At 60.6% G+C, this 24,138-nt stretch carries 21 protein-coding genes; 11 read left to right on the forward strand and 10 right to left on the reverse strand.

The genetic code is table 11. The features are described from left to right. The first annotated feature begins 5 nt into the window (after window positions 1-5). On the forward strand, window positions 6-914 hold the full coding sequence (locus BCS36_RS00105; RefSeq protein WP_291300964.1) for an ABC transporter substrate-binding protein: 909 nt from the start codon (window positions 6-8) through the stop codon (window positions 912-914). A 66-nt stretch (window positions 915-980) separates the two neighbouring features. Next, complete coding sequence (gene cobI / locus BCS36_RS00110) at window positions 981-1,694, forward strand: precorrin-2 C(20)-methyltransferase (RefSeq protein WP_291300902.1); 714 nt, start codon at window positions 981-983, stop codon at window positions 1,692-1,694. A gap of 416 nt (window positions 1,695-2,110) precedes the next feature. On the opposite strand, the gene hypE is transcribed toward cobI, so the two are convergent. The 9 genes from hypE to nadC all read right to left on the reverse strand — a co-directional run bounded on the left by hypE (window position 2,111) and on the right by nadC (window position 13,209). Continuing rightward, window positions 2,111-3,115 (reverse strand): hydrogenase expression/formation protein HypE, encoded by a 1,005-nt coding sequence (gene hypE, locus BCS36_RS00115; protein WP_291300903.1) that lies wholly within the window; start codon window positions 3,113-3,115, stop codon window positions 2,111-2,113. After that, complete coding sequence (hypD, locus tag BCS36_RS00120) at window positions 3,115-4,206, reverse strand: hydrogenase formation protein HypD (RefSeq protein WP_291300904.1); 1,092 nt, start codon at window positions 4,204-4,206, stop codon at window positions 3,115-3,117. Before hypD ends, hypE begins: the two co-directional genes overlap by 1 nt. Before the next feature lie 375 nt (window positions 4,207-4,581). Next, window positions 4,582-5,637 carry an N-acetyl-gamma-glutamyl-phosphate reductase gene (gene argC / locus BCS36_RS00125; RefSeq protein WP_291300905.1) on the reverse strand — a complete coding sequence of 352 codons (1,056 nt, stop codon included), beginning with the start codon at window positions 5,635-5,637 and terminating at the stop codon, window positions 4,582-4,584. A gap of 129 nt (window positions 5,638-5,766) precedes the next feature. Further along, window positions 5,767-6,090 (reverse strand): DUF1844 domain-containing protein, encoded by a 324-nt coding sequence (locus tag BCS36_RS00130; protein WP_291300965.1) that lies wholly within the window; start codon window positions 6,088-6,090, stop codon window positions 5,767-5,769. Between the two features lie 385 nt (window positions 6,091-6,475). Further along, window positions 6,476-7,663 (reverse strand): alanine--glyoxylate aminotransferase family protein, encoded by a 1,188-nt coding sequence (locus BCS36_RS00135; RefSeq protein WP_291300906.1) that lies wholly within the window; start codon window positions 7,661-7,663, stop codon window positions 6,476-6,478. Window positions 7,664-7,975: 312 nt separating this feature from the next. After that, complete coding sequence (locus tag BCS36_RS00140) at window positions 7,976-9,517, reverse strand: hypothetical protein (protein WP_291300907.1); 1,542 nt, start codon at window positions 9,515-9,517, stop codon at window positions 7,976-7,978. A 77-nt stretch (window positions 9,518-9,594) separates the two neighbouring features. Beyond that, window positions 9,595-11,238, reverse strand: coding sequence for an L-aspartate oxidase (gene nadB / locus BCS36_RS00145; RefSeq protein WP_291300908.1), 1,644 nt, complete (start codon window positions 11,236-11,238; stop codon window positions 9,595-9,597). 10 nt (window positions 11,239-11,248) lie between these two features. After that, complete coding sequence (nadA, locus tag BCS36_RS00150; RefSeq protein WP_291300909.1) at window positions 11,249-12,301, reverse strand: quinolinate synthase NadA; 1,053 nt, start codon at window positions 12,299-12,301, stop codon at window positions 11,249-11,251. A gap of 35 nt (window positions 12,302-12,336) precedes the next feature. Continuing rightward, window positions 12,337-13,209, reverse strand: coding sequence for a carboxylating nicotinate-nucleotide diphosphorylase (nadC, locus tag BCS36_RS00155; RefSeq protein ID WP_291300910.1), 873 nt, complete (start codon window positions 13,207-13,209; stop codon window positions 12,337-12,339). A gap of 562 nt (window positions 13,210-13,771) precedes the next feature. Here nadC and mgtE point away from each other — a divergent pair. From mgtE to BCS36_RS00200, 9 genes are all read left to right on the forward strand, one after another. Beyond that, window positions 13,772-15,103 carry a magnesium transporter gene (gene mgtE / locus BCS36_RS00160; RefSeq protein ID WP_291300966.1) on the forward strand — a complete coding sequence of 444 codons (1,332 nt, stop codon included), beginning with the start codon at window positions 13,772-13,774 and terminating at the stop codon, window positions 15,101-15,103. 234 nt (window positions 15,104-15,337) lie between these two features. Further along, entirely contained in the window at window positions 15,338-16,024 is a 687-nt protein-coding gene (locus tag BCS36_RS00165; protein WP_291300911.1) for a response regulator transcription factor, read from the forward strand. A gap of 573 nt (window positions 16,025-16,597) precedes the next feature. After that, window positions 16,598-17,758: a sulfite exporter TauE/SafE family protein gene (locus BCS36_RS00170; RefSeq protein WP_291300912.1), complete on the forward strand. Its 1,161-nt coding sequence runs from the start codon at window positions 16,598-16,600 to the stop codon at window positions 17,756-17,758. 35 nt (window positions 17,759-17,793) lie between these two features. After that, entirely contained in the window at window positions 17,794-18,225 is a 432-nt protein-coding gene (locus BCS36_RS00175; RefSeq protein WP_291300913.1) for a DUF1634 domain-containing protein, read from the forward strand. Between the two features lie 81 nt (window positions 18,226-18,306). Then, window positions 18,307-20,070, forward strand: a complete 1,764-nt coding sequence (locus BCS36_RS00180; RefSeq protein ID WP_291300914.1) for a sensor histidine kinase — start codon at window positions 18,307-18,309, stop codon at window positions 20,068-20,070. 2 nt (window positions 20,071-20,072) lie between these two features. Next, complete coding sequence (locus BCS36_RS00185; protein ID WP_291300915.1) at window positions 20,073-20,471, forward strand: response regulator; 399 nt, start codon at window positions 20,073-20,075, stop codon at window positions 20,469-20,471. Then, complete coding sequence (locus tag BCS36_RS00190) at window positions 20,468-21,154, forward strand: sensor histidine kinase (protein ID WP_291300916.1); 687 nt, start codon at window positions 20,468-20,470, stop codon at window positions 21,152-21,154. The genes BCS36_RS00185 and BCS36_RS00190 overlap by 4 nt, the downstream gene beginning before the upstream one ends. A gap of 39 nt (window positions 21,155-21,193) precedes the next feature. Continuing rightward, window positions 21,194-21,667 (forward strand): response regulator, encoded by a 474-nt coding sequence (locus tag BCS36_RS00195; RefSeq protein ID WP_291300917.1) that lies wholly within the window; start codon window positions 21,194-21,196, stop codon window positions 21,665-21,667. A 43-nt stretch (window positions 21,668-21,710) separates the two neighbouring features. Next, window positions 21,711-22,997, forward strand: a complete 1,287-nt coding sequence (locus BCS36_RS00200; RefSeq protein ID WP_291300918.1) for a hybrid sensor histidine kinase/response regulator — start codon at window positions 21,711-21,713, stop codon at window positions 22,995-22,997. Between the two features lie 558 nt (window positions 22,998-23,555). Here BCS36_RS00200 and BCS36_RS00205 read toward each other — a convergent pair. After that, on the reverse strand, window positions 23,556-23,960 hold the full coding sequence (locus tag BCS36_RS00205; RefSeq protein ID WP_291300919.1) for a lysozyme inhibitor LprI family protein: 405 nt from the start codon (window positions 23,958-23,960) through the stop codon (window positions 23,556-23,558). Window positions 23,961-24,138: the final 178 nt, after the last annotated feature.

Genomic DNA, 24,138 nt, shown 5'->3' on the forward strand with positions numbered 1-24,138 from the left:
AGGGCATGGCCGCAGCCGCCAGCGCGCCGGGATTGGCAGCGCCAGCGGCAGGGCCAGCGTCGGCCCCTGCATCGGCGTCTGCATCCGCCTTTGTCCCGGTCAGCGTCCGTGACGACACAGGGCATGAGGTGCGGCTGGACGCTCCGGCAAAGCGCATCATAGCCCTGTACGGAGCCTTCAACGAACTTTTGCTGGCGCTGGGCGCTGGCGACAGTCTTGCTGCCCGCACCGTGGCTGACGCAAACATTCCCGCTCTGGCGCATCTGCCCGCCATCGGCACCCATATGCGCCCCAATGCCGAACTTATCGTGCAGCAGTCGCCCGATCTGGTCATCCAGCTTGCCGGGCGCAATGAAGCGCTGTTGCAGACCGAGGCCCTGCGTGCCCTCGGCCTGAATGTGCTTGTTTTTGAAATGAATTCCTTTGAACAGCTGTTTGGCGTGCTGCAAAAGCTCGGACAGCTCACCGGGCGCGAGGCTGAGGCCGCCCGGCTGACAGACGTGTGGCAGGCGCGGCTCGGTGCCCTTGAGGCCCGCTACAAGGATCAGAAGCCGGTACGGGTTTTTTATGAGGTGCGGTACCCCAATCTGCTGGCGGCGGGGCGGGGCGGCATTGTGGACAACATCATATCCCGTGCTGGCGGGCGGAATGTGGTCACGGACGAAAAAAAGCTGGTGCGCTTCAATGAAGAGGCCCTGCTGGCCGCTGACCCGGATGTGTATATCATTCAGAGCGGCCCTATGAACCCCGACCCCCAGCCATTGGACCAGCGCCTGCATTACAAGGACCTGCGCGCTGTGCGCGAGGGCAGGGTGCTGACGGTGGATGAAGACCTTTTTGCCCGTCCCGGGCCACGCTCTGTGGACGCCGCCGAAGAACTTGGGCGGTTTTTGCACCCCGAAGCGGCGCGCTGATTTTCTGATATTTTCCTTGATTTTCCCTTAACCTGATATTCTGACCACAGGACAAGAGAGCTGAGCATGACAGGAGTTTTGTACGGCGTGGGCGTTGGGCCCGGCGCTTCAGACCTGCTGACGCTGCGGGCGGTGAACGCCCTCGGCAAGGTGGACGTGATTCTGGCGGCGGCTTCGCCCAAAAATGACTATTCCGCCGCGCTGGAAACCGCCCGGCCACACTTGCGGTCTGACGCGCGCATGCTGCGTCTGGAATTTCCAATGACGCGGGACCGTGCCGTACTGCGCGAGGCGTGGCGCGTGGCCGCCGAAAAAACGCAGCAAGTGCTGGAAGGCGGCGAAAATGCGGCCTTTCTGACCATTGGCGACCCGCTTGTCTACAGCACCTTTGGCTATCTCATTCAGACGCTCAGGGAACGCGCGCCGCACCTGCCCATTGAGATCATCCCCGGCATTACCTCCATTCAGGCTGCAGCCGCGCGCGCGGGCGTCATTTTGTGCGAAAACAGCGAAACCCTGCGCATCATTCCCGGCATCAACAGCGGCGACGAGCTTGAAAAAGCCCTCGAAGGGGCTGATACCGCCGTTATCCTCAAAGCGTACCGCAACCTCCCGGCCATTGCGAACGCTCTGCGCGCCACAGGGCGGCTGGACTCCTGTATTCTGGCCAGCCACGTTGAGCAGCCCGCCGAAAAGCTGCGCCGGGGGCTGGGCCCGGAAGAAGGCACCCCGCCTTATATGTCGCTGATCATCAGCAGAAAACCCGTGAGCAACGACTAGAACAAGTTCACTTTGAAATGTTTTGCGGGTGGGAAGTGTTTTGTGGGGGGGGGAAGAAGGAATGCTTTGTGGGGGAGGGACCCTTTTGAAAAAGGGCCCCTCCCCCACGCCCCCACCCCCTAAAACTTTTATGGTGCTTTGTTATATTAGAAAGAATATTCTCATATAAAATGGGATGTTAAAGGCGGTGTCCCTCTGGCGTCACAGCGCTTCAAAGGGTATCTGCGTCAGGCAATTTCAAGGCGAAGTTGTTTTGTATAAAAAGAAAGCCAGCAATTCCCACATGATCGGGAACTGCTGGCTTTTGTAGTTGCGTCTGTGGCTGGTTTGCGCACGCGGCATTATGCGTATCGTCTGCAAGCCGCATTCACGCTCGGCATACGTAGTGCGCATAAATGCGCAGTGGACCCTCGCAATCAGCAGATGCGCGGCAATTGCGCCCCTTCAAGCATGCCCAGCAGGCGGCGGCCGCCGATGCGGGTTTGCAGGCTCACCTGCGCCTTGCCCTCCGTGACCGTGCCCACGCGCGCGGCTTCCTTGCCGTAGGGCGAGCGGCGCATGGCCTCCAGGGCGGCTTCAGCCCTGTCTTCGGGCACGATGCAGATGCATTTGCCCTCATTGGCCAGATACAAGGGGTCCAGCCCCAGGAACGAACAGCCGTTCCGCACGGCCTCGTGCACAGGAATGGCCGTTTCATCCAGAAGAATGCCCACCTGCGACTGCTCGGCAATCTCATTCAGCGTGGTGGCAAGGCCCCCGCGTGTGGGATCGCGCAGCACATGTACTTCACCGGCAGCTTCGAGAATATCCGCGATCATATGGTTGAGAGGCGCGGAGTCCGAAGCCACGTCCGTGAGAAATGACAGTCCTTCGCGGCTGCCCATAACAGTAAGCCCGTGATCGCCCATGGCTCCGCTCACCAGCACCGCGTCACCGGCGCGCGCGCTGTGCCCGGACGGGGCGGGATTGGCGAAAACTTCGCCTATGCCGGTAGTATTGATAAATATTTTGTCACAGGCTCCCTTGGGGACAACCTTGGTGTCGCCAGTGACGATGAGCACCCCGGCTTCGCGGGCCGCTGCCGCCATGTCGGCGGTGACGCGCTCAAGCGTTTCCAGCGCAAGGCCTTCTTCAAGGATGAAGGCGCAACTGAGGTAGCGGGGGCGCGCGCCCAGCATGGCCACATCATTGACGGTTCCGTGCACGGCGAGGCTGCCGATGCTGCCGCCGGGGAAAATCAGGGGCGTCACGGTGTAGGAATCCGTGCTCATGGCCAGAGGGCCGCGAATGTCGGTCAGCAGGGCCGCGTCGTCCATGCGCTCCAGCAGGGGGTTGGCAAAGTGGCGAAAAAAGCACTGGGACACAAGACGCTGCGAGGCTCGGCCACCGCTGCCCGCATCGAGAAGAAGACAGTCTTCCATTATCTCTCCGAATATTTGAAGTAGGCGGCGCAGCTGCCCTCGGTCGACACCATGCACGGCCCCACAGGCGTGGCGGGGGTACACTTTTTACCGAACAGGGGACAGTCCGGAGGCGCCATGCGGCCCTTGAGCACGTCCCCGCAGCGACAGCCGGGCAGGGGGGGCACATCGGGCAGTTTGAGATCAAGGCGAACCATGGCGTCCATATCCTGGTATTCCGGCCTCAGGGTAAGGCCGCTCATCGGAATGCTGCCAATGCCGCGCCAGAGGGCGTCCGCAGGGGTGAAAAACTGATCCAGCAGCGCGCGGGCGCGGGGATTGCCCGCATCGCCCACAGCCCGGGGATAGGCATTGACCACAGCCGGGGCATTGTCGCGTATCTGCTCGGCCATCATGCACAGGGCAAGAAGGATGTCGGCGGGCTGAAAGCCGCCCACCACGCCGGGCACGCGGTATTTTTCGGCAAGAAAGGCGTAAGGTTCCAGCCCAAGGATGGTGGAGACGTGCCCCGGCAGCAAAAAGGCTTCCACAGCGCACTGGCTGTCGTCCAGCAGGGCGCGCAGCGCGGGAGGAACCAGTTTGTGCAGGGAAAGCACGCAGAAATTTTCAAGCTTGCGCTGGCGGGCCGTCAGCAGGGTGGCGGCCACGGTGGGCGCCGTGGTTTCAAAGCCTATGCCCAGAAAAACCACGGTGTCGCCGGGGTTTTGCTCCGCGAGGGTCAGGGCGTCCAGGGGAGAATAGACGATCTCCACGCGCGCGCCCTGGGCCTGCGCGTGTTTGAGGCTGCGCCCGCCGGGGCCGGGAACGCGCAAAAGATCCCCAAAAGTGGCTATAATGACCCTGTCGCGCTCCGCCAGATCAAGAAAGGCGGCCACTTCAGCGTCATGCGTGACGCAGACGGGACAGCCCGGCCCGGAAAGATGGGCCACCGTATCAGGGAGCAGAGAGCGCAGGCCGCTCTGAAAAATGGCTACTGTATGGGTGCCGCACACTTCCATAAAGCGCATGGAGCGTCCGTCCAACGCCCGGTTGAGGCGGTCCAGCAGGCCGCGGCAGAGCTGGGGATCCTGAAAGGCTTGTTCCAGTTGCATGATGCTCCCTTTGTGGCTGTGTACGTTAGGGTCTGTGCATTCAGCTCGATCAGATAAACGGTGAAATAATCAACAGTTCAAATTGTCATTCTGCGAAAAATGCGGGCTTCGGCAGAATCCATGCCACGTTGCGGCGCGTCGCCCCTCGTGCAGCGTTAGAGCATTTACCCTTTTTCTAAGGGTAAATGCTCTAAACGAACCGCATGACATTGAAATTCGTGCTTTCCGGCAGGGAGAAGCTGTGACCCAAAGAGGTGCCGTTATTTCTGTCAGCCGCATAAGGCATTATGCGGAGTGGACAGATCGCGAAATCCGTTTGGCGTTCAATCTGTCCCCCAGCCGGAGCGCAAAAAAAACTCTGTACCTGTCCCCGCCTCAGGGCAGGGGAGCCAGCATGTCGAGACCGGTACCCACGGGCAGGCCGCACATGAGGTTGGCGTTGGCCAGGGCCTGCCCTGAAGCGCCACGGCACAGATTGTCGATGGCCGATAAAATGGTGAGCCTGCCCGTACGCGGATCTACCACAAGACCAAGGTCGCAGAACATGCTGCCGCGCACAAAACGGGTTTCGGGCAGTGAGCCCTTGGGCAGCACGCGTATCCAGGGGCTGTGCGCCCAGGTGCTCGTGAAGGCGTCGCGCACCTGATCCAGCGTGGTGGCAGGGTCTTTCAGCCGGGTATAGATGGTGGACAAAATGCCCCGGTTGAGCGGCAGGATGTGGGTATTGAACGAGAGGCGCACGTCATGCCCGGCCAGTAGGGAAACTTCCTGCTCAATTTCCGGGGTATGCCTGTGGGTGGGCAGGCCATAGGCGCGGAAGTTGTCCGACACCTCGCAAAAAAGCGTGCCAACGGCGGCCTTGCGGCCCGCGCCTGTAGCGCCGGATTTGGCGTCCACCACAATGTCGTCAGTGTGCACAAGGCCGTGCTTGATTGCCGCGTACAGGCCCAGAATCACCGATGTGGGGTAGCAACCGGGGTTGGCTATCAGGCTGGCGCGGGATACCTCGGCCGCGTAAAGTTCAGGCAGGCCGTATACGGCCTTGTGCAGGATGTCCTTGTGGGTGTGTTCCTGCCTGTACCAGGCGGTATAGATTTCGGGGTCGCGCAGGCGAAAGTCGGCCGAAAGGTCCACAACCTTGGTTCCGGCCTTGAGTAGAGGCGCGGCCATGCCCATGGCGGTGCCCGCAGGCACGGCAAGAAAGACCACGTCGCATTCTTTGGCGGCCTGTTCGGCGTCAAAAACGCTTATGACAACGTCCGAACCGGGCATGTGCTCCAGAAAAGGATAGTATTCGCCAAGGCGTTTGCCTGACTCGGCCCGCGAGCAGGCCATGCTGAGACGCATGGACGGATGGCTCGCCAAAAGCCGTGCCAGTTCCATGCCCGCATATCCCGTAATGCCCACCAGACCCGCTTTGAATGTCTTCATGCCCTAGTCCTTATAACACGCCGCAAAGGCATCTGAAAAAAGTGCATAGAACGCCCGCCGGCTTGGGCAGGCGCGCCCCGTGGCCATGTCACCGCTGCGGCAAGCGCCGTAAGGGCGCTCACGCGGGTGTTACGCGGGCTTCCGCTCTTTGCCGGACAGGCATTCGCAGTTGGGCCCGCACTTGATGACAAACTTCAAGCGCAGTTCGTAGAGTATGCCCTCAAGCAGCTTTCGCTCCTGGTCGTCAAGGCAGTTCTGCGTTTTGGCGTGCAGCATCTCAAGCACGTCAATGCTGTGCTTGGCCAGCGGCAGGTTGGCCTCCGTGGCTCCGGTGTCAGGGCTGGGAACTTCGCCCAGATGCACCAGCGCGGATGAGGCCAGCGAAAGTATAAAGGTAGAAAACGTCACTTCAGGCATAGGCCCGGATGAGCATCCACAGGATTTCTGGCTCATGGTGACCTCGTGGCGCACTGCGCCCGGCTTGGCAGGCGCGGCAAGTCGCGCCATGGTAATCGGTTGAGGGCAAGTTTCTGGCAGTTTCACTGTGAAACGGCTCTGGCGCCGCGCATGCTCGCCGTGATGGCAATGGCGCTGGTTGCCCGCGCTGATAAGCGCCTCACGACGTGCCGCGTTTTTATGAATGCGCAAACATCTGAGAATGCGCATTCTCAAGGGTAATCTGCTCCAGGGAAGCACTGATTAAAGAGCCACCTGGAAACGCGCAGTTATTTCGTTTGGCGGCGTTGCTTCACTTTTTTTGAAACAGTCGAGGACGGAAGAGTCCACTCCTGTTTCAAAAAAGATCGCGCCTTGCCAAACGAAATAAATCAGCGTTTCCCTAGCTGTTGTACACCAGCGGCAAGGGTTCGCCCGGCTCTCCCGCCAGAGCGGCCCGGTATGCGGCCAGCCCCTGCTCCAGATAGTCGCGCGATCCGCAGTATCCGCCCACGGCGCACAGGCAGTCGTTAAGGGCATAAATGCCCGCGACCACATCGGCCCAGTCCACCCATCCCATATGCCCGACACGGGCCATGCGCCCCTTGAAGTGGTCCTGCCCGCCAGCCATGGACACTCCGTGCTTTTCCTGCGCCATGCGCAGAACCTCGACGCCATCGACGCCTTCAGGCAGCAGCACGCTGGTGATGCCCCAGGCAAAATGTTCCTTGGCAAAAAGTTCCAGACCCATGGCCGTAAGGCTGGCGCGGGTCAGCATAGTAAGCGCCCACTGCTTGGCATACAGGGCCTTGAGGCCGTTTTCCAGCAGCATGTCCAGGCTTTCCTTGAGGCCAAGGACAAGCCCCACGGGCGAGGTAAAGAGAGTCTGCCCCTTGTGGACGTATTCCCGTTCTTTTATCAGATTGAAGTAGAAACAGCCCGGAGTCTGCTTTTCAGCGCAGGCCCAGGCCCGCTCGGACAGGGCAAGCAGGGCCAGGCCGGGCGGCAGCATGAGGCCTTTTTGCGAACCCGTAAGCAGGCAGTCCACTCCCCATGCATCCATGGGGCAGGGCGAGAGGCCCACTGCAGAGATGCCGTCCACCAGCAGCAGTGCCTGGCTTTTGCGCGTAATGCGGGCCACTTCTTCCACCGGGTGCAGAACGCCCGTGGACGTTTCTGAAAGCTGTATAAGCACGCCTGCAATGGACGGGTCGGCTTTCAGGGCGGCCTCCACGGCCTCAGGCGTGACAGCCTCGCCCCAGGGCACAATAATGGACTGTACCTCAAGGCCGTGCGAAACGGCGATTTCGCGCCAGCGCTGGCCGAATTTGCCGCCTTCGATAACCAGAACCTTCTGGCCGGGGGCAAAAAGGCTGTACACAGCGGCCGTCATGGCTCCCGTGCCGGAACAGGACAGGGGCAGCACCGTGCTGGTTGTGCCAAAAAGCGTTTTGAGGCTTACCTGTAGCTGCGCCATGATTTCTTTGAATTCGCCCTTGCGGTGGTGGATCATATCCCTGGCCAGAACAAGGCGCACGCGCTCCGGCAGAGGCGTGGGACCGGGGGTGAGCAGGCGAAACTTGTTGAGCATGTGGCTGTTCCTCGTGGTTTATGCGCCGGATGATGCGTGTTCCTGTTGCGCCGTAGGTGTACGGTTGCCGTTCCGTCCGTCGGAGAGCGACATCATGAAGTATTGCAGGCCAGCAGTTTGCGCCCGCGAGCCTCCGGCGTCAAGCCTTTGCGACGCGGGCGGCAAGGTTGCCCCTGTTGCTCTTCATCGGGCTTGCCAGGTTGTGGCCCGATTTGCCAGCCACCGCCCTAGCCATCGCCCAGCCGGGGCGTTGCCGGATCATTGTCAGGGCGCTGCCATGCTGCAGCCAGCAGGCTTTGCTGCGCAACATCCCTATTGTTGCTGCTGCGCGTTCATGACCTGTACGGCCTCAAATGTCAGGCGCAGCACCTCCATCTGCTCCACAAGGGCGCGATCGCCAGGTGTGGCTGCTATGGTAAGCAGCATGCCGGGATTGTCCAGCATGGCAATGAGGTCAAGCACAAGCACCGTGCGCCCGGGAGTGGTCTTGATGTCAAGGCTGCCGGGTCTGGCGGCGAAGGCTTGCAGATTTTGGCGTATGACAGCGTTCTGCGGGGTGTCCCTGATGCCGGGCAAGGCGGCGAGGGCTCCGATGGTGGCCGCCGCCTGCGGCACGTTCGGAAAAAGGTTCAGCCCCATCCATGCGACAGCGCCGTCATCCTTGTAGCTCAGCGTAAAATCACTGAAGCTCTGGGTGAAAATTTCTTCGGCCATGCGGGAACCGGGTTTATCATTCGTGTTCAGCGAGCATGCGATCTGCCCCAGCCCCGGAGCGCGCACTTCGGCTGTCTTATGACTGACGGCTCCAGTGGTGCGGGATTCAAAGACCATATCCACGTTCAGGGGGGGCAGGGTCATGTCCAGCACCGAGTGAAGGAGCCTGGAAGACGCGGTTAGGCCGGTGATGCTGCTTTTGGTGTGCGTGGGCGTGTTTGAAAACCACTCGAACTGGCTTTCCTTGACCTGCACGGTGCTTGTATCCACGGCAAAGGTCATGTCGGTGGCCTGAAATTTGCGCAGCAGAGGCGGATCATAGTTAAGGATGGTTTCCATGAGCGGTATAAGCTGCTCCTGGGTTTCCTTTGCCTCAGGATTTTCACTAAGGGCCATAAGCTGGCGCATCATGTCTTCTTCAGGCAGGGCTATGCCTTCCTGAACCATACGGCCGATGGCCATGGTCTGCGCGCCGCCTATGCGGACCTCCATATCATCGATGGCAAGGCTTGCTATGGAGCGGCCCTTCCAGCCGGACATGCGCATTTCCTTGAAGCTTACCTTGACGGAGCCGTTGGCGTCGATGATGTCCGCGCTGACAAAATGGGCGCTGGTATTGTCCGCCCCCATGTCGTAGGTGGCGGTGATCATGTCGATAGGCTCGTGCCCTTCAAGGGCCTGGCCAATGACAAAGGGCGTAGCGCGGATAACGTCCATTTCTTCACGCTGCACCAGAACCCTGCTGTTGGGGGTCGTCATGGCGATATTGCGCACCACGACATTTTCGGCAATGTCCATAGGCTCATTGCCTTTGAGGATCATGATCCGCAAGGGCGTGAGGGCCAGCAGCATGCGCAGGGGCAGTCGAAAAGAGATTTCAGAGGCGAGCCATGTTTCCGGCCCATTGGCCTGCTCGCCACGCAACGCCAGGCCCCGGATGAAAATTTCGCGCGTAAAGGGTGAAAATTCCACTTGATCAGCCGAAGCTGCATAGGGCTTGCCCTGAGGACTGCGGGACAGGTTGCTGAGCCCATTGAGAACTTGCTCCTGTATGGAGGAGCGCAGCCCGAATCCTAGAGCCGTCAGGCCGCCAGCGACCAGAATGGCCAGTATGATCAATGTTTTCAGCAGCTTTTTCATGAGGGGGTTTTTCCTTTATGTGGTGGCTGGCGGGCGGTTCAGCCGCGCCAGCCTTGACGCGCGTTACGGGTTTTTGGTCAGTCCACCCGTTGATGGCAGCCCAGACTTGCGCGGTTGCGCATGGCTGCCTGAGTGATGACGTAGGCCGTCTGTGAACCATGAAAAAGGTCCACCAGACGGCGGGATATGCGTGTATGCTTGTAAAAGTCGTGTATATGGCGCACAAGGTCGCGCATGTCTTCAAAGGCCCGGCGCAGGCGGGCCTCGGTACGCGATATGCCCACATAGTTCCACATGGTATTGCGGATGTTGGTCCAGTCCTGCGCCACCAGGGCCGGGTCATCGCGCCGCTCGTCGCCTTCATGCAGCCAGTCGGGGATGGAGGCGGCGAGATTTTTTGAAAGGCCGCGTTCGCTGTTCAGGCGGTGGGAGAGGTCCTTGCCGCAACTGACGCCCCACACAAGGGCTTCAAGCAGGGATGTGCTGGCAAGGCGGTTGGCCCCGTGCAGGCCCGTGCAGGCGCATTCGCCGATGGCGTAAAGACCGCGCATGGACGTGCGCCCGCGTATATCCGTGAGTACGCCGCCGCAGAAATAGTGGGCAGCCGGGACCACGGGGATGGGCTCACGGCGTATGTCGATGCCTGCCTCAAGGCACTTCTGGAACACGGTGGGAAAGCGCGTGGGCAGGTCCTGCTGCACGCCGCTTACGTCCAGAAAGAGGCAGGGCGCGCCGTTGTGCAGCATTTCGTCCATCATGGCCTGCGAGACCACGTCACGGGGGGCGAGATCCGCGCGCGGATCGTAGTCCTTCATGAAGGGCTGCCCCTTGTGATTGAGCAGACGCGCGCCCTCGCCGCGCATGGCTTCGGTGATGAGGGAGCGGCGGTTGCTGCGTTCTTCATACAGGGCGGTGGGGTGAAACTGCATGAATTCCAGATTGGCCAGCGATACGCCAGCGCGAAAGGCCATGGACACGCCCGTGCCAACGCAGCCGGGCGCGTTGGTTGAATGCAGAAAAATCTGCCCCACGCCGCCTGTGGCAAGCACTGTCCAGTCGGCCAGGATGGTTTCGGGTTCGCCGCTTTCCTCGTTGAGCACATAGGCCCCCAGGCAGCGGTTGTCGACCTCGTAGCGCAGTTGCGAATTTTTGGCGTGGTGGTGGCTTGTGAGAAGGTCGATGGCGGCGCGGCGGTGCAGCCGCGTAATGCGTGGGTGCTGCATAACCTGCGCGGTCAGGCCGTCCATCATGGCGCGGCCGGAATAGTCGCGGCAGTGCAGAATGCGGTGGGCGGAGTGCCCGCCTTCACGCGTGAGATTGAAGCTGCCGTCCTCATTGCGGTCAAAGGGAACCTTGGAACGGTCGATGAGCACGCTTTCAACGCATGCGGGGCCCTGACTGCAAAGAAAGCGCACGGCCTTTTCATAGTTGTAATTATGGCCCGCGACCATAATGTCTTTTTCCAGGGCCAGGGCATCGCCCTGAGGCCCGGCATTCTGCTTGTCCGGGCTGCGGGCAGTGTCGGCAGCCGCGTTAGCGGGGGGATCGGCGCGGTAGATGATGCCCCCTTGCGCCAGTTCGGAGTTGCCGTCGGCCAGTTGGGCTCCGGCATTGATAAGAAGCACTTCATAACCGGCGTCGGCCAGGGTAAGGGCGGCGGTGCATCCGGCAATGCCCGAACCGATTATCAATACGGGCACATGACGGCGACTGGGATTCACTGGGCAAACCTCACAGGCCGCATGCTTCAAGCATGCGGGTTAATGAAAGACGGGCGGGGGGGCAAAGTTGCGCCTCAATCTCCAGAGGAGTGGCTTTTTGTGAAACAATTTCAGTCAGTATAGTCCAAAGCTTCTTTTCCGTCACCTTGGCCATATTGCCGCAAATGGCGTGCCCCAGAGGGATAATGCGGCACTGGCCGTTAAAACGGTCGGCCAGGCGGTGAACAAGGTTGTTCTCAGTGCCCACGATAAGGGTGGAGCCTGGCGCTTCCGCAGCCACACGGGCTGCGTCCTTGATGAGAAAGGATGTGGAACCTGCGCCGTCGCAGACCGCGATGACGTCTTCGCGGCATTCGGGATGCGCAATGACGCGGCAGCCGGGGTGCGCGGCGCGCATTTCGCGCACATCATCAGGGTCAAAGCGGGCATGGATGGCGCAGCAGCCGGGCCAGAGCAGCAGTTTTCTGTCCAGCGCCTGGCTTTCCGGGTCTACCAGCCCTTTGGAGCCTATGCGCAGCACATGCCGGTCGTGCGGCGGTATGCCAAGGGCCGTGGCCGTGTTGTTGCCCAGGTGCCTGTCGGGCAAAAAGAGCACGCCGTCTCCCTGTTTCATGGCCCATTGCATCATGACGCCCGCGTTGGCCGAAGTGCACACCGCGCCGCCGTACTCGCCCACAACGGCCTTGAGGGCCAGATCTGTGTTGACGTAGGCCAGGGGAATGATCTTGCGCCCGGCCGCGTAGAGCTGCTCCAGAACCTTGCGGGCCAGGGGGGCGGGCGTCATTTGCGACATGAGGCAGTCCGCGTCCAGGCTTGGCAGATAGACGGACTGCCCCGGCTTGGCCAGAAGCGCGGCGGATTCGCCCATAAAATAAACACCGCAAAAAACAATAAAGTCCGCGTCAATCTGGGGCACGCGCCGGGCCAGCTCCAGTGAGTCTCCCGTAATGTCGCAGTGCTGCACCACGGAGTCATTCTGGTAGTGGTGCCCCATGATGCAGAGTTTGTCGCCCAATTGTCGCTTGATAGCCTGAATTTCGGCACTGATATTTTGCATGGTCATTTTCCTGCGCTGAAAAGATGCGGCCCTGGGCGGCCTCAGGCCGGCAGCAGCGTCATGCTGAAGTCTGCCGCCACTGCGGAGTGGGTCAGCCGCCCCACGGAGATGAAGTCTGGCCTGCGGGGGACTGTAAGAGCGAGCTTGCGGATATTCTCCAGACGGACGCCGCCGCTCACCTCGGTTTCAATGTCCGCCGGCACCAGGGCCAGGGCCTCGCTCAGAAGCGGGCCTTCCATATTGTCCATCATAATGCGTTCAGCGCGCGCCGCTATGGCTTCGCGCACATGTTCAAGGGTGCGGCACTCAACCTCGATGGGCGGGCAGGGTGTGTAGCGGGCGCGCAGGGTAGCCACTGCCGCCGTGATGGAACCTGCGGCGTCAACGTGGTTGTCCTTGAGCATGAGCATCTCCGCAAGGTTTTTGCGGTGATTGCACGCGCCGCCCGCCTGAACGGCGTATTTTTCAGGCCAGCGCATGCCGGGAGTGGTCTTGCGGGTGTCGAGCAGGCGCACGCCCGTGCCCTCAAGCTCGCGCACGTAGCGGGCCGTAAGGTTGGCTATGCCCGAAAGATGGGTTATAAAGTTGAGGATGACGCGCTCGGCTTTGAGCATGGCCACGGCGGGGGCCGTGATGCGGGCCACCTCCGTCATGGCGGGCACAGAGGCTGCCTCGACGGCCAGCGCCTGCCATTTGAAGGGTGAGCCCAGACTGCGGAACACCGGGCCGATGACGGGAAGACCCACCACCAGGGTGTCCTGTTTGGCGCGTATTGCTGCGTTCAGGTACGCGTCGGGAGCAAAAAGGCCCATGGCGGTCAGTTCGGGGCCGTCTTCTTCCAGGGCGAGGTCTATACATTGTTGGAGAAGCCGCTGTCCTTCCGGTGAAAAAAAAGCGGCCCAGGGCGTGTACATTGCGCTTGTCCCCATTTCTTACGCATGCTAAGTGAGAGGGCGCCCGATGTGGCCAGACGCCACGCGCGGCGTGTTGGCCCTCACACGGCGGACTGCGCCGATGTGCGGGTGTTTTGAAGTAGATAGAATGCCCAGTGCGTCGCGTCAAGCCGCGTGATCCTCGAGAGCATTTTCACATATGCGCCATTCACTCTGTGAGGCGCGTTTTCCGGCATCATTGCTCCTTTGGGACGTATTTTTTTTGGATGAAAGGCGCGCCATGGCAGACTACAAAGATAAACAGCACATCAGGGCCCAAGAGGGCATGGGGCAGGATGACGCCCGTGGAGTTCAGGCTGCGGCTTTACAGCCGGACCAGCAGCCGGACGCGCCCGCAACCTCAGTGCCCGCAGATCCCGTGTCTGAAAGGCCCGCGCCCATAAATTCCGCGTCCGGCGGCAGTGACCGCGCAGCAGCCGTGAATACGGATGCCGACCGCGTTGAAGCCCGTGCTGAATCCCGCTCTGAAGGCTGTGCCGACGCCGGGGCCAGTCCCGTTGCGACGGCTCCTGAGCATGACTCAATGCAGGACTGGTCTGCCGAGGACTCCTCTTTCAGTGATGACGCATACGACTCCGACTATTCGGATCAGGAGTTTATGCACCCGGCCGATATGGCCGATCATCTGGAAAATCTGAGCCTTGAAAAGCAGGTAAGCACGCTTTCCAGCATGCCCAAGGAAGAGGCCGCCGAAGCTCTGGCCGAACTTGACGGCAATGTGGCCGTTGACGTGCTGGAAAATCTGGATACGGACGTCGCCGCCCAGATTATTGCCGAAATGTCCCCGGACGACGCCGCCGACGTGCTGGATGAGCTGGATGAGGACCACCGCGACGCCCTGCTGGAAAAACTGACCCGCGAAGACTCCGACGAACTGCGCAGTCTGCTCAATTTTGACCCGGATTCCGCGGGCGGGGCCATGAATACCGAGCTCATCCTGCTGGAATGCAACCAGACCGTGGATGAGGCCATAGCCCATATCCGTTCGGAAATGGCTGAAAAAGAAAGCCCCTATTACGGCTATGTGGTGGATTCGCACGACGTGCTTGTGGGCGTGCTCTCCCTGCGTGACCTTATGCTGGCCCGCCCCGGAACCATCGTGGGCGACGCGGCGGCAGGGCAGAGCGTTATCAGCGTCACGTATGATACGGACAGGCGCGAAGTGGCCAGCCTGCTTTCGCACTACAACTTCATGGCCATGCCCGTTGTGGATAATGACGGACACATCATGGGCGTCATCACCTATGATGATATCATGGACATCATGCATGAAGAGGCCAGCGCCGACATGCTGGGCATGGTGGGCGCTGACCCTGAAGAAAGCGTGGACACTCCCTGGAAGGAGAGCGTGCGAAAGCGCCTGCCCTGGCTGTTCGTGAACATGTTCAACTCGGCCCTCTCGGCTTCGGTTGTGTACATGTTTGAAGGCAGCATTGCTGAAATGGCTGTGCTGGCCGTGCTCATGCCTATGGTGGCCAATCAGGCGGGCAATACGGGGCAGCAGGCCCTGGCCGTCATGATCCGCCAGTTGGCTACGGATCGCTTTGACCAGAAAAAGGCCTGGATGGCCGTTGTGCGCGAAGGCAAAATCGGCATTGTGACCGGTCTTGTGATGGCTTTTACAGCCTTTGTGGGCGCGTGGATGTTTACGGGCGTGGCTGCCATCGGTGCTGTCATGGGCGGCGCGCTCATGTGCGACATGCTCCTCGGCGCTGTTTCCGGCGGCTCGATACCGCTTATTTTTCGCGCTCTTGGGCGTGATCCGGCGCACGCGTCCAGTATTTTTCTTACCACAATTACGGACGGAGCGGGCTTTTTCATTTTTCTCGGTCTGGCGTCGCTTTTTCTCTTATAGCGCATGTACTTTAGAAAAAAATCACAGGCTCTAACGCTGCACGCGAGTGCGGCGCGCCGCGACGTGGCGTGGATGTTGCCGCAAATCGCATTTTTCGGAAGAATGACACCTTGAAATGTGAAGTATTTCAAAGGTAATCTGGTCTAGCTCTGCATACCCTGAACCTCCCGTTGCAGGCCGCCGAACCCCAAGGGGCAGGCTGGCACGAACAGCCGGGAGTGCCCGGACAGGCATATGACACAGACGCAAGGCGAAATCTGCCGCATCCTGCTGGTGGATGATCACAAACTGCTGATGGAAGGCGTGCGCAGCCTGCTGGCGCCCTACGCCCATTTGCGGGTTGTGGGCATGGCGCTCACCGGTGGAGAGGCCGTCGCCCTGGCAGCCTCCATGTCGCCGCACCTGATGGTGCTGGATCTCGGAATGCCCGGCATGAACGGCGTTGAAACCGGGCGCGCCGTGCTGGAGGTACGCCCCGGCACGCGCATTCTTATTTACACAGGGCATGAAGACCAGCGCTGGCTGCCGGAACTTATCGACATCGGCATCATGGGCCACGTGCGCAAGTCTGAACCGCCGGGCGTGCTGCTGCGCGCCATTGAAAGCGTGCGCCAGGGCAACATTTTTTTGAGTTTTTCCGACCCTGGGGGGCGGCTGGCGGCCCTGCTTCGAGCGCGCCGACAGGCCGCCGACGAAACGGGGGGCGAAGGGAGCGGCGATCTGAGCGCTCTTTCACCCCGCGAGAAAGAAATATTCCGTCTTCTGGCAGACGGCTGGAGCGTCAAGGCCATTGCCGGTGATCTGCACATCAGCCCAAAAACTGTTGAAACCCACAAGTACAACCTTCTCACCAAACTTCAGGCCGGGTCTGTGGGGGATCTTGTCAAGATCGCCATACGTCACGGCCTGCTCAAGGTCTGACCTTCTCCATCGCCGCCGCTGAACCGGGCAGGCATGTGCCGATCCGCCACATAACCAGCCTGCCGATGCGCCGGACCGTCATGAGCCAGTTAGGCCATGAACCGTACCGTCGGCGCGCCGGACCGCTGCAGGCGTGTCGCTGAATCGTGCGGCTGAACCATGCCGCTGAATCGGGCGTCTGAACTGGGCGGCAGAACTGGGGGCAGATGCGCCAGCCAGTCCGGGTTGTGCCGCAAAGCTTGCCGCCGCAGTGTTCAGCCTACCTCTCAATTGGGGCAAAATGTGCACCTCAGTGCGGCAGCCCGCCCAATGATTTTGCAGTGAGCAGGGCAGTGTTTTTTCGTGGCACGACCTGGCGGCATCGGGGGGATCCCCATCCTTCTAGCCTCTCGCACAGGGCGTCTGGGGTAACTGCGTCCATACCGGCACCGGGCGGCTTTTTGGCCTGGGGAAAATCCTTAGAACTTTCTTTCACAAATCAGGAATCTCCCGATGGTGCGCGCCCGTCCCTCATCCTAGTCTTGCCCTAACCGAAAAAACAAATGCGTCGGTCAAGGGCGCAAGGGGGAGACAATGGCCTGTGTTTTTCGTGAATGCTTCAAAAGAGGCGCAAGGGACTATGCGGCAAAGCTCGTGCTGTTGCCCGTCATGCTTTTTCTGTTTTTAGCCGCGCCCATGGCGGCTCTGGCCCAGAACGGGGATCAGACCCGGCCCGACGCGCAGAGGTCGGCTCCCACTTCCGGTTCCGTTGGCGCCGTGACTGCCGCTCCCGCTGCAACCGCCACTTTTGTGGATGGATCCGCCCTTTTGGCGGCGTCGTCCACGGTGCAGGATTCCGGCCAGGCTCTGGAGCAGACTTCTGCGCAACCGGTTGACATGACCCCCATCGATAATCATCCTTGGTGGTTCTGGCCCCTTGCCCTGCTGGGGTTCTGCTTTATTCTCGGCATCATCGCCGTCATGGCTGGCGTTGGCGGCGGCGTGCTCTTTGTGCCGCTGGTCAGCGGCTTCTTTCCCTTTCATCTCGACTTCGTGCGCGGAGCGGGCCTGCTGGTTGCCCTGGCGGGCGCACTGGCCGCCGGTCCCGGTCTGCTGCGCCGCAATTTCGCCAACCTGCGCCTTGCCCTGCCCGTAGCGCTGATCGCTTCAGCCTGCGCCATCGTGGGGGCAATGCTGGGTCTGGCTCTGCCCACAAATGTCATCCAGACATGCCTTGGCGCTACCATTCTGGCCATTGCCGTGCTGCTGCTGCTTTCCAAAAACTCCGTGCGGCCCGTGGTGAACAAGCAGGATGCCATTGGTATGGCCCTGGGCATGGATGGCGTTTTTCTTGAGCCCAGCACCGGCGAAGTGGTGGAATGGAAAACCCACCGCACGCTGGCGGGCCTTCTGCTCTTTATTGTCATCGGCATCATGGCGGGCATGTTCGGCCTTGGGGCCGGGTGGGCCAACGTGCCAGTGCTTAACCTGCTTATGGGCGCGCCGCTCAAGGTAAGCGTGGGCACATCCAAGTTCCTTCTTTCCATTACAGACACCTCTGCCGCCTGGGTTTATCTCAACCAGGGCTGCGTCATTCCCCTTATGGCGATTCCCTCCATTGTGGGCCTCATGCTCGGTTCTGTGGTCGGTGTGCGCCTGCTTGCCGTGGCCAAGCCAAAGTTCATCCGCTACATGGTGATTTTTGTGCTTCTTTTCTCCGGCGTCAAAGCCCTCATGAAGGGCTTGGGCTGGTAGTTTCACGCCCGGACTGGACTTTTTGGGAGGATAGTATGAATACTGTGGATGTTAAAAACAACATCAAGGCTTCACCGGCGCAGCTGCGTTACGCCGATACGCTGTTTTACGGTTCGCTTATAGGCTTTGTGACGATGCTGGTCACGTACGCCCTCTATGTGTTCGGCGTGCTTGAACCGCAGATTCCTCTTGATGAAATGCCGCGCCTTTGGACGCACAGCGCCGCCGCCTATCGTGAGGCGGGGAACATTCCCCAGGGGTGGGGCTGGCTTGCGCTCGTGGGCAAAGGGGATATATGCAATTTCCTGGGCATTGCCTTTCTCGCGGCCTTGACGATTTTCTGCTTTGTGCAGCTTGCCTGGAGCCTGGCCCGGCAGAAGCAGTGGCTCATGATGTGCATCGCCATTGCTGAAGTGCTGGTTTTGAGCCTTGCTGCGTCCGGCGTGCTTGTGGCCGGAGCGCACTAGCCTGCCCGCCAAGGTCTGCGCGGCAAAAACGCACGGCTCCAAGCCCCAGTGCGCCTTGCGGCGCAGACCTCGGAGGAAACCATGTTCGCTGTCATAAAAAACACGTTCGCACACCTGCTGGAAGTGCCCGATGCCGTGTCGCCGGCACGGTATCGTTCGCTCCGGCGGCTTATGACCATGCTGATGGTGGCGGTGTCTGTAACGCCGTTGCTGCTGCTCTCGGGCATAAGCCATGTGCAGTATACCAGAACCCTCGAGCGTGAGGTGGAAGGCCCCATCTACGCGCTGGCCCGCAAGTCGCAGGCCGCTCTGGAACTGTATCTTGGCGAGCGTGAGTCCACCGTAAGCTTCATCGCCCATGCCTATACCTTCAAGGATCTGGCGGATGAGCGCACCCTTAACCGGATTTTTCTGTCCCTCAGAAGCGAGTTTCAGGGCTTTGTGGATATGGGGCTGGTCAATTCCGAAGGCATGCAGATTTCCTACGTGGGGCCGTACAAGCTCAAGGGCGTGGACTATTCGGGCAAGCCCTGGCTGCGCGAAACGGAAATCAAAAGCCGCTACATGAGCAATGTTTTTCTGGGCTACCGCGGCTATCCGCATATGGTCATAGCCGTTCACAGGATGGAAGAAAGCGGCGTCTCATGGACACTGCGTGTGGCTGTGGACACGCTGCGCCTGCAACAGGTGCTTTCTGCCGTGGGGCCGGAGCAGGATACCGACGTTTTTTTGCTGGACAGAGAAGGAGTGTTGCAAACAGATTCCCACCTCTACGGCAAAGCCCTGGAATCCTGCCCCCTGAACGCGCCCCCGGCCACGGCCGAAACCGTGGTGCGCACTATTACCGAACCGTCCGGGCGCAAGCTCATGGTTGCCTCATGCGGGCTGGCGGGCACGGATTTCACGCTGCTGGCAGTCAAGCCTATGGCTGACGCCTTTCGCCCGTGGACAGCCCTGCGCACCGAACTGCTGATTGTTCTGTGCGGCGGCGTGGCGCTTATTGTCCTTGTGTCGCATCTGCTCATGAAGCAGCTCGTCAACAGGCTTCAGGCCAGCGATGAGCGCCGGGTGGCCGTTTTTGCCCAGATGGAGCACAACCAGAAGCTTTCGTCCATAGGGCGGCTGGCTGCGGGAGTGGCCCATGAGGTTAACAACCCCCTGGCCGTCATTTATGAAAAGGCCGGGCTGGCGCGTGACCTGATCAGCCTGGGTCAGGTAGGCGGCGAGGGCAAAGACAAGGAAAGGCTCAATACCCTGCTTGAAGGCATTGAAAGCACGGTGGAGAGGGCGCGCGGCATTACTCACAGGCTGCTGGGCTTTGCCCGGCGCATGGAGGCCAATCGTCAGAGCCTGCATATTGACGAAGTTATCGCTGAAACCCTGTCTTTTCTTGAGCGTGAGGCCAAGAACAGGGGCGTCAGCCTGCAAATGGAACTGGATGACAATCTGCCCGAAATTGTTTCTGACCGTGGCCAGTTGCAGCAGATTTTTCTGAATATCGTGGGCAACGCGCTGGATGCCGTGACGGGCAGCCCGCTTCCCGGCGACACGAAGAACGGGCAGGAGCGCTTTGTGAAGGTGCGGTGCGTTCCCTCAGGCGGACAGGCGCTTGAGGTCACCGTGTGCGATAATGGCAAGGGTATGCCTCCAGAGGTGTTGCGGCACATTTTCGAGCCGTTCTATTCCACCAAAAAAGACAAGGGCACCGGGCTCGGCATGTTTATCACCTACGGTATCGTACGTCGTCTTGGCGGCGAAATCCGTGTGGAAAGTGAAGAGGGTCGCGGCAGCACCGTGCGCGTGATCCTGCCTTTGACCCCGCCCGACGGCTCTGTGGAGGTATAGAGATGGCCCTGCGTATACTTCTGGCTGATGATGAAAAGGATTTTGTTGAAACCCTGGCGGAACGGCTTGAACTGCGCGGGCACAGCGTGCGCGTGGTTTTTGACGGCCTTGCGGCCCTCAGCGCCGTTGCTGAAGAAACGCCCGATGTGGTGGTTCTTGATCTGCTCATGCCGGGCCTGTCTGGCGATGAGGTTTTGCACCGCCTCAAGGCCGCACAGCCTGATCTGCCGGTCATTCTGCTTACAGGGCACGAGGTCGTGGACGACACTGGGTTGTCGCCCGCGAGCCAGGCCTATGCCTGCCTGACCAAGCCACTGAGTTTCAATGTTTTTCTTGAAACTTTGGAGGCCGCAGTCCGTGAGTGCCGCGAGGCCGCGTCTCGCGAAGGAGGCCGCTCATGAATACCAGTCAATGTACGGCCCGCCTGCTGGCGTCAGCAGTGCACGACATGCGCAACGTGCTTGCGGTGATTCGTGAATCTGCCGGGCTTGCGCAGGATCTGGCGGCCATGGCTGACGCTCCCGCCGCCAGGAACGTGGGCGGCGGCGCTTTGGCGGGCAAACAGCGGCTTGAGGCCGCCCTGGCCGAAGCGCAACGCTCTGTGGGGCAGGGAGCCGCCCTGGCAGAGGCTATGGACTATCTGGCCCAGTCTGGCGGCGCTGAAAGCGGCGAACATAGCGGCCCGTGCGATCTGGCCCGCGTGAACCGCAGCTTTTGCCTGCTGGCAGCCCGTCAGGCCCGCGCGGCGCAAATTGGGCTTGTAAGCGGCGAAAGCGCCGAGCCCGTATGGGCGGCTGTGCCTCCAATGGACGTGCTGCGCGCCCTGCTTGAAATTTTCGACCTCTGCGCCTCGGTGGGCGGTCAGGTGCAACTGCGCTTCACCGCCGGACGTCGCCAGAAGGAAGAAGGTATTGTGGTGGAAGTGCTGGAAGGAGCCAACCGGGAATTGGCTCTGGCTGCCATGACGGGCAGTCCCATGCTCAGCGGCATGCGCCCAGGCTGGCGGGCCGCGCTCATGCCTTGGCGAGAGCAGGGGCCGCGCTTCTTTCTTTCACTTTCCGCCTGCGACTCAGATGCAGCATAACCGGCTCCGGCTGATGTCCGGGCCTTCAAGGAGAGTTCCATGACCAAGGAAGACATCAAGATTCTGCTGGTGGACGATGAAAAGCAGTTCGTGGACACGCTGGCCGAACGCCTTGCCATGCGCGGTTTCGTGGCAAGAGTGGCTTATGATGGTCCTGAAGCCCTGCAAGCTGTGGAACAACCCACGGACGTCATAGTGCTTGACCTGCGCATGCCCGGCATGGACGGTTTTGAAGTGCTGCGCAATGTGAAAAAGAGCAATCCGCAGGTGCAGGTGATCATCCTGACCGGACATGGCGGCGATGCCGAAGAGCAGACCGCCTACCGTATGGGCGCGTATAATTTCCTGCGCAAGCCTATGGATATTGACGAACTGCTCAGCAGCATCCGCATGGCTTACCGCGACAAGCTGGAAAATGCCATGGTGGCGGTATCTCTGGCAGAAGGCGGCGACTTTGATTCCGCCCGCGACGTCATGAATGAAAAGGACATTATGCAGGATCACGAAAAATAGACAGGTGGCGGCGGTCAGATCAGACCGCCGTGCGGGAGCGGCCATGCGCGTGCTGATTGTTGATGACGAGCCGGCGTTTGCCGGGCCTCTGGCCCAGCGTCTGAGCCTGCGCGGCATGGAAACGCGCACGGCCCATGATGCCGGTGATGCCCTGAATGTCTTGCACGACTGGCCTGCGGAACTGGTGTTTCTTGATGTGGGCCTGCCCGGCATGGACGGTGTGGCGCTGCTCAAGATCATGCGTGAAAAGCATCCCCAGACGGATGTGGTGATGCTCTCCGGCGCTGCGGATATGGGCAAGGCCGTGCAGGCCATGCGCCGGGGGGCTTTCAACTGGCTTTCCAAGCCTGTGGACCTTGAACAGGTGCTGGAAGAGTGCCGCAAGGCGCAGGAACGCGCAGCCGTCCGGCAGGAAGCAGCCCGGCTGGCGGAAGCCGCGCGCTGGCGCAGCCTGGGCCGCGTGGCGGAAGGTGTGGCCCACGAGGTGAACAACCCGTTGAATATCGTGGTGCAGGCCGCCGGGCTCATACGCGACTGCCTGGAAGAGCCCGAGGCGCAGGCCCTGCCGGATATTGACGAGCTGCGCGAGGCCGTCAACACCATCCGTACGCAAAGCCTGCGCGTGCGCGAGATAACCCGCAAGCTGCTCATGGTCGGGCATGGGCTGGACGCGCGCACGGGCCCGTTGGACGTCGCGGCGATCATTGACGAAGTTATAGAGCTGCTGCGCCACAGGTTTGATGCGACCGGCTTGCAGTGTCTGGTTGATCTTTCAGGCGCTTGCCTGCCTGAGGGGCAACGCATGGCAGACGATCTGGCCGTTGAGGACTGTTTGCGACCCTGGGGGTCCGCACCGGAGTTGCGGCAAATATTTTTGCATCTGTTTGAAAACGCTCTGGATGCCATGCCCCACGGCGGCGTTGTGCGCGTAACGGCCAAGGTAAGGCGTGACGGCCAGGGCAGGAGCTGGTATGATTTGCTGGTGGCTGACACCGGCCCTGGCATAGCGCCGGACATAATGCCCCATATTTTTGAACCATTCTTCAGTTCGCGTGCCCTTCAAAGCGGATGCGGCAGTCATGACCAATACCATGACAGCCACAGCGGCAGCGCCATGCGCCCCGGTTCTGCAGCACAATCCCATATGGGCCGCTATGCGGGTCTCGGTCTTGCCGTAGCCCGTTCACTGGCGCACGCGCGCGGCGGTGAGCTCTCCGCCGTAAACAGCCAGGAAGGCGGGGCAGTCTTCTGCCTCAGTCTCCCCTTGGCGCAAATGCCCTCAGCCACCGGTCAGGCTGTGGGCGACCGCTCTCCGGGCGGCGGCCTTTGACGGCCGCCCCCGGGTGGCGTTGACGCGCAAGATGCGTCAATGAAAAATCCCGGCACGAACCGGGATTTTTTATTTGCAGCTTTATCTGCAATGCTGCCGCCTGTCCGGCCATGCCATCAGATCAAACTACCTCTGAAATGCTTTATAGTTAAATTCGTCATTCTGCCGAATCCTGTGGTTTTTGGCTGAAGTTGCGCCATGTTGCGGGGCGCTGATCCTCGAGCAACTTTCAAGCATGTACCCTTTTTCAACGTTGCATGCTTTAAGGGGTCTGGCAGATTTTTGCGGGCGGTACGGCTGATGTTTGCCGTGCGCCCGTACTGCGGACACTGCCGCAGCAGCGTTTACTGCAACAGCCGTTGCTGCAACAGCCTTGGCCGCACGCCTTGGACGCAGCCGCCTTGTCATTGCAAAAGCCGATCAGCTTTTCCCAATGAACCGCCGCATCCTGCCAACAGTTCAGGTGTGAGCTCCTGCTCGCGTACGCAGTCGCGCGTCCTGCCTTTGGCGTCAGGCGGCAAAACGTGGATGGGCGTGTTGGATGCACCCGGCAAGGGGCTACTCGGCGTTCTCGCCGAGGTTGTTCAGCCATTGCGCCATGCGGGCGGTCTGTTCCAGATACCACATCGAAGCAATAAGCGGAGAAAGCGTGCCGCCGTCAGGGTCATACATGGCGGAGGAGCCGTTTTTGCGCAGGCTTTCCCAGGCGACTACAGCTTCATGCAGTGACTTGGCGCGTTCTTCTCCCAAAACAGGGGCCAGGGCGACCTGCTTGAGGGCGATGACCTTCTCCAGTCGCTCCAATTCCGCAGCAATGCAATCCTGCATGTCAGTGGTCACGCCAGCTGCGCGGTCCATGCAGGCCTGGTAGGCGGGGCTGAACAGACTGTCAGCCTGTGCTGGAGAAAAGTCGTCCTGATCTGCATCCGGGGCGGTGCTCTGGCTGCCTGTCGGCGGATTCACGGAGGCAGGCGTATTGCCGACTGCGTTTGTCTGGGCGTTTTTTGCCGAAGGAGCGCCAGAGCCGTTCGTATGGACGGTCGGGGCTTCAGCGTGGCGCTCTGCGCTGAATGCGGGTGGGGCAGTGAACAGTAGAGCCAGCATGGCCAACGCAGGCAAAATTACGCGAAAAGATTTCAGA

It is taken from the genome of Desulfovibrio sp. MES5 (assembly GCF_002237645.1).
GTDB lineage: Bacteria > Desulfobacterota > Desulfovibrionia > Desulfovibrionales > Desulfovibrionaceae > Desulfovibrio.